Here is a 15,882-nt window from a genome sequence, read left to right on the forward strand (position 1 = left end):
GTTAGTTTTGCAAAAACTGGTCATAATCAACCATCATATATTTTGCCGGAATGTCTTTTTTCTCAACACCTTCATCCGCCATAAAGACCAGCTTTTTTTGACCATTAATGACTAAATCGTCAATCGCTTCGATATTTTTGAGTTGATGCAACTGGTTGATGTTGACTTTTTTAGGGGCTTCATTTGCCTTGCCACTCCAAGTCCAAATCTGCGACACATCTTTACCCTTACTGTCCGCAATTTCATTGGCAATGATAAAGGTATTTAGTTTTTCATCAAAATGTAGTGAGCGAATGCCACCGCCGTCTAAATCCAAAAAGATTGGCGCGCCAAAATCGGGCTTGGCTTTGTGGTCAAACATGGCATCAATGTTGGTAATTGGTACGATGATAGATAGCTCATCTGCCATTGGTGCGCGAAGTCCTAGCAGTAACGAATTATCTTTAGGTAAATACGCCATGCCTTCAATATTTAAATCTGAAAAATGGGGCGCGCTTTTAGATTTGGCTTTGATGGCATCGACCAAAGTTTGATTAGCGCGCAAATCATCACGAAGACTGGTGATGCGAGCGATATTTTGAGCTTGACCATTTTTGATTGTAAAGCGCAGCAATTGCTCGCGGTTGGGGTCACGATTGCCCTTTTTGTCAGAGGAGTGCGAGGTGGCGGCAAAAATGCGACCGTGATTGTCACCGGCTAAGTTTTCTAAATCATCAAGTTTTTGTCCAAAACTTTTAATTAATTTGTGATTGGCGGCTTTGTCTTCAAGCAATCTGCCATCGGAGGTGATGGTCAAAATACTCATGGCGCTTGCAATTTCATCTTCAACCACCAAAACTTTGCCATCAGGCAATTGAAACACCGCTGACGGCTCATAAATGTTTTCAAAGGTGCGAATGTCAACGCCCGCCGCTTGTGCTTTTGTTGGGGTTTTCACAGGCTCAGCAGCATTTGCCGTTGGGCTTGGGGCAAGACCAAAGACTGATTTTAGGACAACAGCGCCGCCGACAAGGGCAACCGCACCCCAAGTAATTCGGGTAGATTTTGAGGTATTTGTTTGGCTCATAAGTGTCTCATTTGACTTAAGATAATCATATATTATAAATGTTTATCGCCGTTTTTTTTAATTTTAATACATGTTGTAACATAATGATTCTCATTAGCGCTTAGCTTTTGGGATAGGCAAGATGTTTTTATAATCAAGCATCACGTAGCGCGCATGAATGCCTTTTTTGGCATCACCTTCATCCGCCATAAAAATCATTTTTATCGTCCCATTGGCAGTAATGGAGTCAATAGCTTCGATATTTTGCAAGGCATCAAGCTCAGGCGCATGAATTTTAACAGGTTTGTCATCACGCTCGCCCGACCACGTCCAAATCTGTGCTTTTTTGTCGCCATCAGCGTTGGTGATTTCGTTGGCAATGACAAACTGGCTAAGCACCGCATCAAAATACAAGGAACGAATTCCGCCGCCATCTAAGTCCAAAAAGATAGGCGCACCAAACTGCGGCGGCACTTTTTGCGAGAACATGGCATCCGTATTGGTTATCGGAATGATAATGGAACGATTTCCCGCCAGTGGCGTTCTAAGTCCAAGCATCAAATTGCCGCTGTCATTGTCAAAGGCAAGACCTTCAATGTCCAAATCTTTAAAATCGATGTTGGTATTAAGCATTTGCTGAAAAGACGCTTGCAGCTCGCTTGAGTTTATCAAGTCATCGCGAAGGCTCGTGACTTCCGCAATTTCAGAGGGCATATTGCCATTGACCCGAAAACGCAGCAGCTGCTCGCGGGTTGGGTCACGATGACCGTTTGAGTCGGAGGAATGCGAGGTGATGGCATAAATAAAGCCTCTGGCATCGGCGCTCAAGCCTTCTAAATCATTAAGCTTGCGACCAAAGCCGCGCGTCATTTGCAAACTTGCCACTTGATTTTCAACCAAACTGCCATCGGGCTCAACGCTGAGCAAATTCATCGCCCGATGCTCTTCATCTTCAACCACCAAAACGCGACCATCCGGCAATTGCTGAACGGCAGAGGGCTCATAAACGTCGGTCAGCGTTCCCATTCCGGTGGTGGTCAATGGCGTAACCGGCGGCTGACCAAGGGCGGCAGGATAAAAAAACACCAAACCTTTTAAGAAAATCGAGGTCAACACCGAAACCAGCATTCCCCAACGAAACAACGAGTAAGAAACGCTCAGCATTTTAAAATTGCGCGCGGCAATTTGCCCAAGCCAATACAGCTGGTCGCTCATCGCGTGATAGGTCTCGTCGCGGTCGCGCATCAGCTCTTGCATTTGCCACCAATATTCCTCGCGTGACAGCTGCATCCGGTCTTTATTTATCAGCAAATTGACTTTATCACCACCGCCAAACTGATTGGCTTTGTGCAAATAAGCCGGTAACTCCTGCCTTGTGGCTTCTTTTTTCAGCCAAGCTTTGCCCCAAGCAAAAAATCCGGCAAAGTAATTTGCCTTTTCAGGAGCGGCTGCCAAAATGGCAAAAAAAATGGACGCCGCAGCGGTAAACATAAACATCCCTGCCGGCACTAAAAACGCCGCTGAGGACACAAAAATAAACGCCCCTGAAATCATCAATGCCGAGATGATGATGCCGTTTAACGAAATCATGATATTGGCTTTCGTTGCGGCTAAGGCGATTAAATCAAGCTCCGTTCGTAGGGCGTTTCGGAACATGGTTTCAACCGCTTTTGACGTTCCAAGCGGTACGGCTTCCACCGCGCCGCGCCGAAAGCTGATATCAGTGATGATTTCAGGCTTTGGCGCTGACTTTTTCTGCTTTTTTTTCTTTGCTAACTTGCTCAAGACTTCCCTGCCAGTTTCTTAGGTTTAAATGAACGGCGCGCAAGGTCATCGACAATGACTTGCTGCCGGCTGCTCAATAAAAGCATGTTGAGGTGCGCTTAAAGCGCTTAGAACAAGAGTTATAACTCTGGAATGGTTTTGGTCACGACATCAGGCGGAACGTAAGTCATATAACGGTTTAAGCGCTGTTCAAGCAGTCTAAAGCCAAATAAAATGACCCAAGACAGCAGCAAATAAATCACCCCTGCGGCAAAAAACAGCTCCATCAAGGTATAAGTTCGCGCACTGATGGTTCGGGCAACACCGGTAATGTCCATTAAGGCAATGGTTGATGCCAAAGCGCTGCCTTTGAGCATAAAAATCACTTCGTTACTGTACGCCGGAATGACGATACCAAAGGCTCGCGGCAAGGTGATTCGGGTTAATTTTTGCCATTTTGACATACCAATGGCGTCCGCCGCTTCAAGCTCCCCTGCCGGAATGGCTTGAATTGCCCCACGAAAAATCTCCGCCAAATAGGCACTGGTGTTCATGGTAAAGGCAATAATCGCGCACCAATAGGCTTGACTTAGCACCGGCTCCCACAAAAATGAGCTGCGAATCGCTTCAAACTGACCTAAACCATAATAAATCAAAAAGATTTGCACCAATAGCGGCGTGCCACGAAAAAAGAAAATATAAGCAAACGGCAATGCTTGCACCGCCACACTTTTTGACAATCGCAACTGCGCTAAAATCAGCCCAAAAATCAGCCCCACAATTCCTGAAAAGACCACCAGTTGCGCCGTCAGCACTGCCCCACCGAGCAAATCTGGGATATGGTCAAAAATAACTTGCCAATTCCAATCCATCATTTGCTCCTTTAATGACCAACGCTTTGGGCAGGCTGTTTGGCGAGCTTTTTGGCGTAACGTGCTGCCGGATTGGCGCGCCACTCAAGCCACATGGTAAATCCGGTAATTAAAATGGTCAGCCCCAAATAAATAATCGCTGCCGCCATATAAAAGGTAAACGGCTGCTGGGTTGACTGCGCTGCGCGTGAGGACTGATACATAATGTCTTTAAGACCAACGACCGACACCAGCGCCGTATCTTTTAAAAGCACCAAAAACAAATTACCAAGACCGGGAAGTGCAATTTGCCAAACTTGCGGCAAGGTAATCCGATAAAAAATTTGTAGCGGTCGCATGCCAATCGCTTGCGCCGCCTCACTTTGACCGACAGGGATTTCTTGAATTGCCATCCGCAAAATCTCGGTGGCATAAGCGCCAAAGGCGATAGACAGCGCCATCACCCCGCCCCAAAAGGCACTGATTTCGATATAGTTGTTGTAACCAAAGGATTTGAGAACACTCATCAAAACCATGGAGCCGCCGTAATAAATAAACAGCACCAATAATAGCTCGGGGATACCGCGCATGGTTGCGGTATAAACGGTGGCAAGCTTGCGAAAAATCCAAACCGAAGACAGCTTGGCGGTGGCGCCAAGTAAACCAAGCACCATGCCAATCGCAAGGCTCGTTAAGGTAATCTTAATGGTGACTGCTGCTCCGCTGAGCAGGAGTCCGCCAAATCCTTGTAAATCAATCACAGTGCTTCACTTTGTCTGATGGCTACTCAAAACGGTCAAAACCGACCGCCCAAAACCCTGCCTGCTCAACAAGGAGCAGTCAAAGTTTTGGTAACAGTATGTTAATGAATAAATTGAGCGCTGATTTTAGCATATTCAATATCAAGTATGTTATTTTATCCAGACAAACTGAGCTAAAAACGCGGGTTTTTTTGCCCTAAAGGCTAAAAAAAAGCCTTAATAAACAAGACTTGGCAGTCTTGACTTCCTCCCCTCCCTAAAGGGAGGGGATTCCTACTGCTAGACGGTCAAGCCCGACCGCAAGAATGTTCCTTGCCGCGTTGATATCGCGGTCATTGGTGACACCGCACTCACAAGTCCATTCTCTTATTCCAAGCGCCTGACGCCCCTTAGGGCTACTGTCACCGATTTGGCGACAGCTGGAACAGGTTTGGGTGGTGTAGCTTTCATTCACAATCTCAAAATGGCAACCTGCATGCTTGCATTTATAGTCCAGTTGCCGTTTAAGTTCAAACCAACCTGCATCGTAAGTTGATTTAGCAAGGTTAGTCTTTTTAGAAGTGAATGAGTTTGATTTTACATCACCGACCACAATCAGCGAATTATCTTTAACCAATTGGGTGGTGAATTTGTGGATTAAATCTCGTCTTGTATTTTTAATCTTGGCGTGAATGGCTTTGACGCGCTTTTTATTTTTGGCGCGCTGAGCCGTAGCCAGTTTTATCGCCCATTTTAGGGTTTGTTTGACGGTGAGGGTATCACCATCTGAGGTAGTTGCGGCTTCTTTGAGTCCTAAATCAATGCCGATTTGACCTTTGCCGCTTTGGACTTTAGCGTCAGCTTGGGCTTTGACCGTGATGCAAGCGTACCATCGACCTCTTGCATCTTGAACCAAATCAAGGGTATTGATTTGGTATAGGCTTAAATTGTAGCTGTCAAACAACTCAATAATTAGCTTTTGATGGTTGGCTAAGCTTAACTGAATGGTTGATTTCAGCGCTTTCTTACCGCTTTGGCGTGTGGCGAGGTGTTTGATGGCACTCTTTTTAAACGGAATCCAACCCAAGCTTTTTTTGCCTGATTTAGGATTATTGGTTCGCCATCTTGATTTGGCTTTTTTAAACTGCTTTCGGCTTTTGGCGTGGGATTCACTAATCGCTTGAATGGTTTGCGAATGCAATCCTAAATACTCGCCGCTACCTTTGGTGTATTCTGCTAAATCGTAAGCACTAAAGAATTTTCCAGTTCGTTGTAAGTGCTTAAAGCTTAACTCATTGAGATAGTTCCAAACAAAGTTGACCGTGCCGCTTAATTGCGTAAGCGGCAGTGCGTGTTTGTCTTTAAGTCGAAGTTTAAGAGTTTTCATGATTTTAGTTTGCTGTGTTTGGTAAATTCTAGCAAGCTTAAAGCTGCTTTAAACATCAACCGCTGTCACCTGATATCCATGCTTAGAGAGGCATGGTTTTACGGCGAGTTTGGATAAATAAAAAAACAGTACCGCTTTGGCACTGTTTTTTATAAAAAAATCCTCATAGTTTACGCTTAGAAGAAGCTAGGATTTGCTCAGGTCAGCTTGCGGGGCAACCTCGGCTGAATCTTGCGACGATTTTAGCGAAAAATACTTATCATAAATTTTATCGTAAGTGCCATTGGCTTTGATATTGGCAAGCGCCTGATTGAGTTGGTCTTTTAACTCATCATCAGGTCGCACCGCGATTGCCAAATGGTCATTAATATCAATGTCCTCACCTTTAATGACAAAACCTTTTCCTGATGGGGAGTTCAGCCATTGCAGCGCCGGCAATTTATCCGAAATCATCGCCTCAACGCGACCCGCGCCCAAATCCAAAAAGGCATTGCTGAGCGTATCATAAAGCTTCATGTCGGCTTTTGGATAGGTCTTTTCAAACCACTGCGAAGAAATGGTTGAGCGCTGAGCGGCAACGGAGTGGCTGTTGATGTCTGCGGTTTTGCTTGGGTCAAAGCTTGCGCTATCTTTGGCTAAAAAAACAAGGCTGTTGTCAAAATAAGGCTCGGTAAAGCTGACCTCTTTAGCGCGTTCAGGCGTTACCGACATCGCGGCGACAATGGCATCAAACTTTCCGGCTTTGAGCGCCGGAATAATGCCGTCCCAATCTTGAGCTTGAATGTCGCACTTAACCTTCATGTCCGCGCAAAGGGCATTGGCAATATCGACATCAAAACCGCCCAAGCTACCATCGGCGTTGGTAAAGTTAAACGGCGCGTAAGCCCCTTCTGTGCCAATCCTTAATACCTCGCTTGAGGCGGCACTATCCTTTGACGCTGAACTTTCAGCGCTATCAGGTTGCGAGTTGCTACAACCGGCAAGCAAAACTGCGCCAAGACCAATTGCCCAAATTGCTGTCGTTTTAAAAGCCGTTTTTCTTAATATTGCCATGATTTTTCCTTAACAAGGCAAGGCAAGCTTGGTGTTTATGTATGATAATGCGCTTAGCAGCCGTTACTTTTCAGCACGGGCTGAGTCCGTTGACTTGTCCTCAATCACAACCACATCTTTGATGTCCTCGCCCGCCGCTCCTAAAGCTTTGGTATCCGCACCAAAATATTTCATGGTAATTTTGTCGTAAGTACCATTGGCTTTGATTTCGGCTAAGGCTTTGTTAAATTTGCTAATCAAGGGGTTGCCCTTGGTAAAGGCAATTCCCATAGCGTCCTCATCTGAGCTGATTTCAGCGCCTTTAACTTCGTAATCTTTGCCCGCGTCGGTTTTGAGCCAATCCAAACCAACGATTTTATCGGACATCATGGCGCGAACGCGACCTGAGGTTAAATCCAAATAAGCGTTGTCTTGAGTGTCATAAAGCTTGATGTCCGCCTCGCTGTGCTTGTCCTGCAAATATTGCGAGGCAACGGTGGCGCGCTGAGCGGCAATTGGCTGAGCTTTTAAGTCATCAACGGTGATGTTGTCGCCTTTTTTACCAATCAAAATGATGCCGGTATGAAAATACGGGTCGCTAAAATCAACGACTTCTTTACGCTCAGGGGTGATGGACATGCCGGCAATCGCCGCGTCAAATTTTTTGGCGTTCAGCCCCGGAATTAAGCCGTCCCAATCTTGGGAGATAATTTCGCAGTCGGCTTTCATTTGAGCGCATAACGCATCGACCAAATCAATCTCATAGCCGATTAAGTTGCCGTTGGCATCGGTGTAGCTGAACGGTTTAAAGCTTGATTCGGTGGCGATTTTGATTGTTGACGTGTCGCCTGCATTGGTGTCCGCGCCCGTCTCAGCGCTGTTACTACAAGCGGTAAGCAGGCTTGTACTGATGACAGCAGCAAACGCTGATTTGGCAAAAATTTTCCGGTAAGAAGTCATCTGATTGTCCTTGAGCAAAACGCCAAGTTAACCACGTTATCTTTTATTAGCGATACGTTTTTAACCTTGGGCGTTGACGGTGCTTGATTTAAAACTGGGCTTAAAACGTTACAAAATTAGTGGTCAAAATGGGCTTTTTCGATGCGCTCAAGCTCGCCATTAGCGCGGATTGCTTGAAGTGCGGTGTTAAAATCGTCTTTTAGCGAATCGCCTTTACGAACGGCAATGGCAATGTTGTCATCGTTGTCAATTTCGTCACCGACGATGCCAAAGCCTTTTGGGTTGTCTTTAAGCCAAGCTTTAGCCGATACTTTTTCTGCCAAAACCGCATTGCTACGACCTGATTTTAAATCCAAATAGGCGTTGTCGTAGTTGTCATAAAGCTGAACGCTGTTGCCGTCTTTGCCATCATAACGGTCTTGCAAATACGCGCCCGGCGTTGTTGAGCGCTGACCACCTAAGGTTAAGTTTTTGATGTTTTTGGGGTCAAATTTGCCGCCGGTGCTCGTCAACCAAACCATGGTATTGGCAAAATACGGCTCGGTGAAATCGACCTTTTCTTGGCGCTCTTGGGTGATGGACATGCCGGCAATCACCGCGTCATATTTTTGCGCCAAAAGCCCGGGAATAATGCCGTCCCAATCTTGAGCCACAATGTCACAGTTGGCATTCATTTGCTTACAAAGCGCGTTTGCCACGTCAATGTCAAAGCCGCCAAGACTGCCATCAGAGTTGGTGTAGTTAAACGGAGGGTAAGCGCCTTCGGTGGCAATTCGCAGCGTTTTACCGCTCGCGCTGCTATCGCTTGCCGCGCCATTTTGCTCAGTCGATGGGCTACAAGCGCCAAGCAGTAACGCGGCAGCAATGGTCACAGATGACCATAATAATGAAGAGGTCGACATCTACTTTTGTTCCTTAAATCAAGATGAGGGCGCGCCTTGAATCCTAAGTGCTGAGGATTGAATTAAAATCATCATCGATAATCTATAAAACGCTAAATTTTTTTGATAATACCTGACTCAATTATCAAAAACAAACCTTTTGGTAAGCTAAAAGCAACCTTTTAACCTGATTTTAAAACCCTTTTTAGCGGCTTAAGGTTGCTAGTTATTAACTAATGCTATCAAAATGGTTAATTGCGGTGCGATGCCATAAAGTCTTTAACCCGCTGTGAGGTTGGGTTGTCAAAGACCTGCTCCGGCGTGCCAATTTCTTCAATGACGCCTTGATGCAAAAACACCACTTTACTTGATACGTCACGGGCAAAGCGCATCTCGTGGGTGACAATCAGCATGGTTCGACCTTCTTCGGCAAGCTCGCGCATGACGGCAAGCACTTCGTTGACCAATTCTGGGTCAAGCGCGGAGGTCGGCTCATCAAATAACAAAACGCGCGGCTTCATGGCAAGGGCGCGAGCAATGGCAACGCGCTGCCGCTGACCGCCGGATAAATTTGCCGGATACGCGTCCTTTTTATCAATCAAGCCGACTTTTTTAAGCAGCACTTCAGCTTCACTGATGGCTTGCTCTTTTTTCATTTTTAAAACTTGGGTTGGACCTTCAATGATGTTTTGTAAAATGGTTTTGTGCGGCCAAAGGTTAAAGTTTTGAAACACAAAGCCCACGCTTGCGCGCAGTTTTTCAAGCTGCTTGATGTCCGCCGCTTGCATCTCGCCGGATTTGCCGGCTTTTAAGCGCAGCTCGTCATTGCCGATAAGGATGGCGCCTTGGGTGGGTTTTTCAAGCAAATTAATGCAGCGCAATAAGGTCGATTTTCCAGAGCCGGAGGAGCCTAAAATTGAGATGACATCGCCATCATAAGCGGTCAAGGAGACGCCTTTTAATACAGAAAGCGCGCCGTAGCTTTTGTGCAGGTCGCGGATTTCAAGGGCAATGGGGGCGCTTGAGGCGGCAGGGGCGTTAGAAACATTTGAAGCTTGGGTTGGGTCGGTAGTTGCAATCATGAACAGCAAGTTTCCAGTTTGAGATAAAGCAAAATAAAAAGCCCAGACAGCTTGGGCATGTCTGAGCGCTATTTTAGCATTTTAATCAAGATTGCGCTGATATGATAGCAGGCTTGATGCTGTTAATGATTAAAAAGCTGACCGTCACGGTCGAGATTTTCTAAGAACATCAATTAGTTGGTTGAGATGTGCTCATTTTTATCCGTGCCGTCCATCATCTCGCTATCGTCAGCGGTGGCAACGCCCACATCATCGCTCGCCACTACACTATCCGCCGCATTCACATCATTCATGTCGCCGTCCATCGGCATTCCCTCATGATTTGCCATATCAGCTTCGTCATGAGCGCCCATGTCATCGCCTGCCATGTCCGGATTGTCATCCACCGCAACGGCAGTGTCAGGTTCAGCAACCGGTGCTACCACGGTGGTTTCGGTCGTTTCAGTTTCGATAGGGGCGTCTTCTTTTTTGCTACAAGCGCCTAGGGTGAGCATTGCTGCCGTTAAACTAACGCCGATTAAGGCTTTATAAGATAGGGGTTTTTTTAATTGTGATGAAATCATAGCCATGATGACACTCCAAAAAGTAATAATATAAATAAGTGTATTGATTTTAAAAATTGGTTTTGTTGTTACTCAAGGTCTTAAGCTTCCCACTATACGGACAATTCAACGGGAAAACTTTAGGCGTTGCAGCACAGTTGTGTTCACTCTGCGTAACTTTACGCTACAAGTTATTAACGAGCGCTTAAAAATTCCTGCCCCACAATCCATGATTTTGCCTTTACTATCGCCTGAATCTGCTCTATGTTAATAAGACTGATGATTACTTGTGTTCAAAACAGAAAAGGACAACGAATGACAGCCCAAACGGACGACCTCAAATCTTACATGACAACGTTAGGTCAACAGGCTCGCGCCGCCTCAAGAATTTTGGCAGCAGCAAGCACCCATGACAAAAACAGCGCCCTAGTTGCCATTCATGACGCGCTCCTTGCTGCAAAAGACGATATTTTGGCGGCAAATAAACAAGACGTTGATAATGGTCAAAAAAACAACCTTGAGCCGGCGCTGCTTGATAGGCTTGAGCTCAACGACGCGCGCTTTGAGGCTATGCTGCAAGGCTTAAAAGATGTGGCAAGCCTTCCTGACCCGATTGGCGAAATCAGCGACATGACCTATCGCCCCTCAGGGATTTTACTAGGAAAAATGCGCGTGCCACTTGGGGTCGTCGGCATGATTTACGAGTCACGACCCAACGTCACTTTAGAGGCGGCGTCCCTTGCGCTTAAATCAGGAAACGCCATTATCCTTCGCGGCGGCTCAGAAGCCTTTGAATCAAACCAAGCCATCGCCCGCTGTATCCATCAAGGATTAGAAGCATCAGGACTGCCAAAAAGTAGCGTTCAAGTGATTAACACCACCGACCGCGCCGCTGTTGGCGAACTCATCACCATGACTGACTTTGTGGACGTTATCGTCCCTCGCGGCGGCAAAGGTCTCATTGAGCGCATCAGCCGCGACGCTCGCGTTCCGGTCATCAAGCATTTAGACGGCAACTGCCATACCTTTATTGACAGCGATGCAGATGCCGACATTGCTATCAAGGTCAGTGTGAATGCCAAAACGCACCGCTACGGCACGTGTAACACCATGGAAACGCTGCTTGTTGACAAAGAAGTTGCCGATAAATTACTGCCAAAAATCGCCGAAGCCATCATTGATGCCGATAGCGACATGCAGCTTCGCGTTGATGACCAAGCCAATGCCCTTTTAACAGACAATAGCAAACTTCAAGGTCACCTAAGTCCGGCAAACTTAGACGATTGGGATACCGAATACCTTGCGCCGATTTTAGCGGTTAAAGTCGTTGACGGTTTGGACGCGGCAATCGAGCACATCAACACCCACGGCAGCCACCATACCGACGTCATCATCACGGACAATTACAGCAAATCGCAGCGCTTTATCCGCGAGGTGGACTCCTCAAGCGTGATGATTAACGCCTCAAGCCGCTTTGCTGACGGCTTTGAATACGGTCTTGGCGCTGAAATTGGCATCTCAACCGACAAAATCCACGCCCGTGGCCCTGTCGGTCTTGAGGGCTTAACCTCGCAAAAATGGGTGGTTTATGGTCACGGCGAAACCCGAGCCTAACAGTCGAAACCTTTCAAATTGACCCTTTAGTAATACTAATCTCACCTTAAAATGAGACGCCGACATTGATTTCGGCGTTTTTTAATTTATAATTCATGATTTTATAAAAAATATGAGTGTCAATAAGGTAAATCATCTTATTAAAAATGTTAATGATTCAATAGTTTAATAATCAAAGTTACGCAGAGCCTACTTAAAGCTGCAAAAGGCTGGGCGTTTTTTTCTCTATAATTACGCTAACATCACTTGAATTAGGCGTATTGTAACTTAATTCATAACAATTTTTTGGGGTCTGCCAAAATTTTGATGGGCTTTGACCAATGGTTAAACAGGTTAAAGGTTAAGCTCACAACCTAAGGAAGAATTGCGATTGGTACTTAAGCTGCGCAATTTAAATGCTAGTAAGCGCTTGGGCGAGAGCGCTCCCCAACTACTCTATGGAAATTTATAGCATAGCTTTGGGAACACTGCGGATTTAAAAAGGACGATTTTATGGAAGTGACATTAAACGGCTACTATACGCTGATTTTAGCGACCTTAGTGCTGCTGCTTGGGCGGTTTTTGGTCAAAAAGATTAAATTTTTGGAGGATTTTAACATTCCAGAACCGGTGGCAGGGGGATTGGTGGCTGCCATCATCGTTTATATTCTCAACTTGGTTTGGGGCTATAGCTTTAACTTTCAGCAAGATTTGCAAACCGCTTGTATGTTGATGTTTTTTGCGTCCATTGGTTTAAGTGCCGACTTTGGGCGCTTAAAAGCCGGTGGCATGCCGCTGCTGATTTTTACCGTGGTGGTGTCGGTATTTATTGTTTTGCAAGACCTTGTCGGCGTTGGCATGGCAAGCGCGTTGGGGCTTGATCCGCTCATGGGACTGGTGACCGGCTCAATCTCATTAACCGGTGGTCACGGAACGGCAGGCGCTTGGGGGCAAACGCTCGAGGAGCAATACGGCGTGGTTGGTGCAACGACCCTTGGGATTGCGGCAGCAACTTATGGTCTAGTGGCAGGTGGCGTGATTGGTGGGCCGGTAGCGCGAAGGCTCATTCAAAAAATGGGCGTCAAACCTAGCCTTGCCAATCAAAACCCTACCGATATTGAGCGCGTTGCCGGTCAGCAGTCGCTTTATAGTACCAAACACAGCGAAGATGAAGGTCTTGATACCAAAGAGATTTTTGAAAAGCCGGACAGCATGCGCTTTATTACCGCGTCCTCAGCGATTGAAACTTTGGCGTTATTTGCAGCAGCACTTGCCTTTGCCGATGTGATGACCATTGTGGCAAAAGACACTTGGTTTGAGCTGCCGACCTTCGTTTGGGCGCTTGGTGGCGGGGTGATTATCCGTAACGTTCTGACCATGGTATTTAACTTTGATATGTTTGACCGCGCCATTGACGTCTTTGGTAACGCCGCTTTAAGTTTGTTTTTGGCGATGGCGCTATTGTCATTAAAACTTTGGCAATTGACCGATTTGGCGGGTCCTGTGCTTGTTATCTTGCTCGTGCAAACCGCAGTAATGATTGCTTATGCTTACTTTGTAACCTTTAGAATTATGGGCAAAGATTACGATTCTGCCGTGCTTGCTGCAGGTCATTGCGGCTTTGGCATGGGGGCAACGCCAACCGCAATTGCCAATATGCAAGCGGTGACCGACCGTTATTTGCCGTCACCAAAAGCGTTTTTAATCGTTCCCATGGTTGGGGCGTTTTTCGTCGATATTGTGAACGCCACGGTATTGCAGATTTTCACCAAATTGCCGTTTTAACGTTTTAACATTTTAACATTTTATAAAAAGCAAAAAAAACCGCTCAATCACTTGGGCGGTTTTTTGTTTTTACGTTTTAAAACTAACTTTATTTAAAGCTTAAGCTTGCTTTTGGTTTTTAGCATAAACCGGTTTTTTCGCGCAAATGGCTTTTACTTTTTCGCGAGTGTCAGAAATGACTTTTTCATCACCGCGGCTGTCTAAAACATCACAAATCCAGCCTGCCAATTCTTTCACGTCCGCTTCATCAAAACCGCGCGTGGTGACCGCTGACGTGCCGATGCGGACTCCTGAGGTCACAAACGGTGATTTTGGGTCGTTGGGGACGGCGTTTTTGTTGACGGTAATAAATGCCTCACCAAGCCATTTGTCTGCTTCTTTACCAGTCATTTCTTGCTTCACAAGGCTGATGAGCATCAAATGGTTTTCGGTGCCGCCTGAAATGATGTCATAGCCGCGCTCTTGAATGACCGCTGCCATGGCTTGGGCATTTTTAACCACTTGCTCTTGATAGGTTTTAAATTCAGGCTCTAAAGCTTCTTTAAAGCAAATGGCTTTTGCGGCAATCACGTGCATCAATGGACCGCCTTGGTTGCCAGGGAACACCGCTGAGTTGATTTTTTTGGCAAGCTTATCATCGCGTGACATGATGATGCCAGAGCGTGGTCCGCGAAGCGTTTTGTGGGTGGTACTGGTGACCACATCAGCAAATGGCACTGGGCTTGGGTAAACGTCCGTTGCCGCAAGTCCTGCTACGTGCGCCATATCGACTAAGAAGTAAGCACCAACCTCATCGGCAATCTTGCGAAAACGCTCCCAATCGACCACTTGCGAGTAGGCAGAGAAGCCAGCGATAATCATTTTTGGCTTATGCTCGCGAGCCAAAGCTTCGACTTGGTCGTAATCAATCAAGCCAGTTTCTTCAACCAAACCGTACTGAACGGCGTTGTAGTTGATGCCAGAAAAGTTCACGTGAGCGCCGTGAGTCAAGTGACCGCCAGCGTCAAGGCTCATGCCAAGGATGGTGTCGTTGGCATCTAAAAGCGCTAAAAATACCGCTGAGTTCGCTTGGCTTCCTGAATGCGGCTGAACGTTGACGTACTCGGCGCCAAACAACTCTTTGGCGCGGTCGATGGCAAGCTGCTCAACGACATCAACGTTTTCACAGCCGCCATAATAGCGCTTTCCAGGGTAGCCTTCGGCATATTTGTTGGTTAAATCTGAGCCTTGGGCTTCCATCACCGCTTGCGAGCAGTAGTTTTCAGAGGCAATCAGCTCGATATGGTCTTCTTGGCGAATGCTTTCGGCTGCCATAGCTTTGGCAAGTTCAGGGTCAAATTCTTTAATTGTGATATTTTGAAACATAATGAGTCCTAGTGGCTTGAAGCTCGTTTGAATTATAAAAACGCGCGACCGAATAAGGCGATTTCCTACCTTGCTGCGCGACGTCACCGTTATTATTTAATTGCCTTATTTTTGCTGACCTCAAGTGTAGCATGAATCATCATTTTGCAAACCTAAAAAACGCTCAGCTTATCGTGAGATTGTTGCAATTTGCCTTTAATTCAATAAAATTTAACTCATTTCAATAGATTAACTAACGGTTCTGGCTTTAAAAATAGCAAAGTTAATTAAAAAAACTTATTAATAATTTAAGGTTATTATTTAAAATTAATTCGTAATTTTAAATTAGCTGTTTTATCTGTGAGTTAAAGTTTTTCGCAAAACGCGGGCAAAAAGGTTTCGCTAATTAAAAAGGTGCGCCCAAGCCAGTCATAGCGCGTTTGCCGCTGCCAACCAAGCTCATTTTGAGTAATAAAGCGCTGACTTGGTAAGGTTTGGCGGCGTTTAAACAGCACATAGCCAATCGGCGTGCCTTTGAGCTGCTGTAAGCGTTTGGCGTTGCCTTTTAGACTGGTTATAGGAAAGATACTTTGCGCGGCAACCCAAGGCTCATCGTCATTACCAAACAAATAAGCCTTGCGAACCCAAGCCAACAGCGGTCGGTTTAACCTCGCGCCGGTTATCCCAAGCTGCTTTTTTTGCGCAAGGCTTAAGGTTAAATAGCCCTCAAAGCTGCGCTCAACCCGAATTGGTCGACAGGCTTTATCCTCAAGTAGCGCCGTCAATGAGCCATTGGTGGTTAAAAATGGCAACAGCGCGGTTGGAGCGTTGGCAAGCGTTTGAGCGCCACTTTTCATAATAATATTCACATCTTCA

14 protein-coding genes are annotated in these 15,882 nt (G+C 46.1%); 2 read left to right on the forward strand and 12 right to left on the reverse strand.

The window, feature by feature from the left end:
- Position 1 precedes the first annotated feature (1 nt).
- From ACZ5XY_RS04200 to ACZ5XY_RS04245, 10 genes are all read right to left on the reverse strand, one after another.
- Positions 2-1,066 (reverse strand): DUF3616 domain-containing protein, encoded by a 1,065-nt coding sequence (locus ACZ5XY_RS04200; RefSeq protein ID WP_464743176.1) that lies wholly within the window; start codon positions 1,064-1,066, stop codon positions 2-4.
- Positions 1,067-1,159: 93 nt separating this feature from the next.
- Positions 1,160-2,830 (reverse strand): DUF3616 domain-containing protein, encoded by a 1,671-nt coding sequence (locus tag ACZ5XY_RS04205; RefSeq protein ID WP_464743178.1) that lies wholly within the window; start codon positions 2,828-2,830, stop codon positions 1,160-1,162.
- 119 nt (positions 2,831-2,949) lie between these two features.
- Positions 2,950-3,681 (reverse strand): ABC transporter permease, encoded by a 732-nt coding sequence (locus tag ACZ5XY_RS04210; RefSeq protein ID WP_464743180.1) that lies wholly within the window; start codon positions 3,679-3,681, stop codon positions 2,950-2,952.
- A gap of 11 nt (positions 3,682-3,692) precedes the next feature.
- A complete protein-coding gene (locus tag ACZ5XY_RS04215) occupies positions 3,693-4,421 on the reverse strand; it encodes an ABC transporter permease (protein WP_464743182.1) in 729 nt (242 codons plus the stop codon).
- 256 nt (positions 4,422-4,677) lie between these two features.
- Positions 4,678-5,787 (reverse strand): RNA-guided endonuclease InsQ/TnpB family protein, encoded by a 1,110-nt coding sequence (locus ACZ5XY_RS04220; protein WP_464743184.1) that lies wholly within the window; start codon positions 5,785-5,787, stop codon positions 4,678-4,680.
- A gap of 186 nt (positions 5,788-5,973) precedes the next feature.
- Positions 5,974-6,840, reverse strand: coding sequence for a transporter substrate-binding domain-containing protein (locus ACZ5XY_RS04225; RefSeq protein WP_464743186.1), 867 nt, complete (start codon positions 6,838-6,840; stop codon positions 5,974-5,976).
- A 63-nt stretch (positions 6,841-6,903) separates the two neighbouring features.
- Positions 6,904-7,779, reverse strand: coding sequence for a transporter substrate-binding domain-containing protein (locus ACZ5XY_RS04230; protein WP_464743188.1), 876 nt, complete (start codon positions 7,777-7,779; stop codon positions 6,904-6,906).
- Positions 7,780-7,895: 116 nt separating this feature from the next.
- Positions 7,896-8,681 carry a transporter substrate-binding domain-containing protein gene (locus tag ACZ5XY_RS04235; RefSeq protein ID WP_464743190.1) on the reverse strand — a complete coding sequence of 262 codons (786 nt, stop codon included), beginning with the start codon at positions 8,679-8,681 and terminating at the stop codon, positions 7,896-7,898.
- 230 nt (positions 8,682-8,911) lie between these two features.
- Positions 8,912-9,742 (reverse strand): ABC transporter ATP-binding protein, encoded by an 831-nt coding sequence (locus ACZ5XY_RS04240; protein WP_464743192.1) that lies wholly within the window; start codon positions 9,740-9,742, stop codon positions 8,912-8,914.
- Positions 9,743-9,915: 173 nt separating this feature from the next.
- Positions 9,916-10,311 (reverse strand): hypothetical protein, encoded by a 396-nt coding sequence (locus ACZ5XY_RS04245; protein WP_464743194.1) that lies wholly within the window; start codon positions 10,309-10,311, stop codon positions 9,916-9,918.
- A gap of 288 nt (positions 10,312-10,599) precedes the next feature.
- Here ACZ5XY_RS04245 and ACZ5XY_RS04250 point away from each other — a divergent pair, with 288 nt between their 5' ends.
- Both ACZ5XY_RS04250 and gltS read left to right on the forward strand, forming a co-directional pair.
- Entirely contained in the window at positions 10,600-11,898 is a 1,299-nt protein-coding gene (locus ACZ5XY_RS04250) for a glutamate-5-semialdehyde dehydrogenase (protein ID WP_464743196.1), read from the forward strand.
- 492 nt (positions 11,899-12,390) lie between these two features.
- Positions 12,391-13,662, forward strand: a complete 1,272-nt coding sequence (gene gltS, locus ACZ5XY_RS04255; protein WP_464743198.1) for a sodium/glutamate symporter — start codon at positions 12,391-12,393, stop codon at positions 13,660-13,662.
- Positions 13,663-13,761: 99 nt separating this feature from the next.
- Here the strand turns inward: gltS and glyA are convergent, their stop codons facing one another.
- Together glyA and ACZ5XY_RS04265 are read right to left on the reverse strand one after the other, a co-directional pair.
- A complete protein-coding gene (gene glyA, locus ACZ5XY_RS04260) occupies positions 13,762-15,027 on the reverse strand; it encodes a serine hydroxymethyltransferase (protein ID WP_464743200.1) in 1,266 nt (421 codons plus the stop codon).
- Between the two features lie 344 nt (positions 15,028-15,371).
- Positions 15,372-15,863, reverse strand: a complete 492-nt coding sequence (locus ACZ5XY_RS04265) for a chorismate--pyruvate lyase family protein (RefSeq protein WP_464743202.1) — start codon at positions 15,861-15,863, stop codon at positions 15,372-15,374.
- Positions 15,864-15,882 lie beyond the last annotated feature (19 nt).

The sequence above is a fragment of the Psychrobacter sp. GTC18467 genome (genome assembly GCF_055397455.1).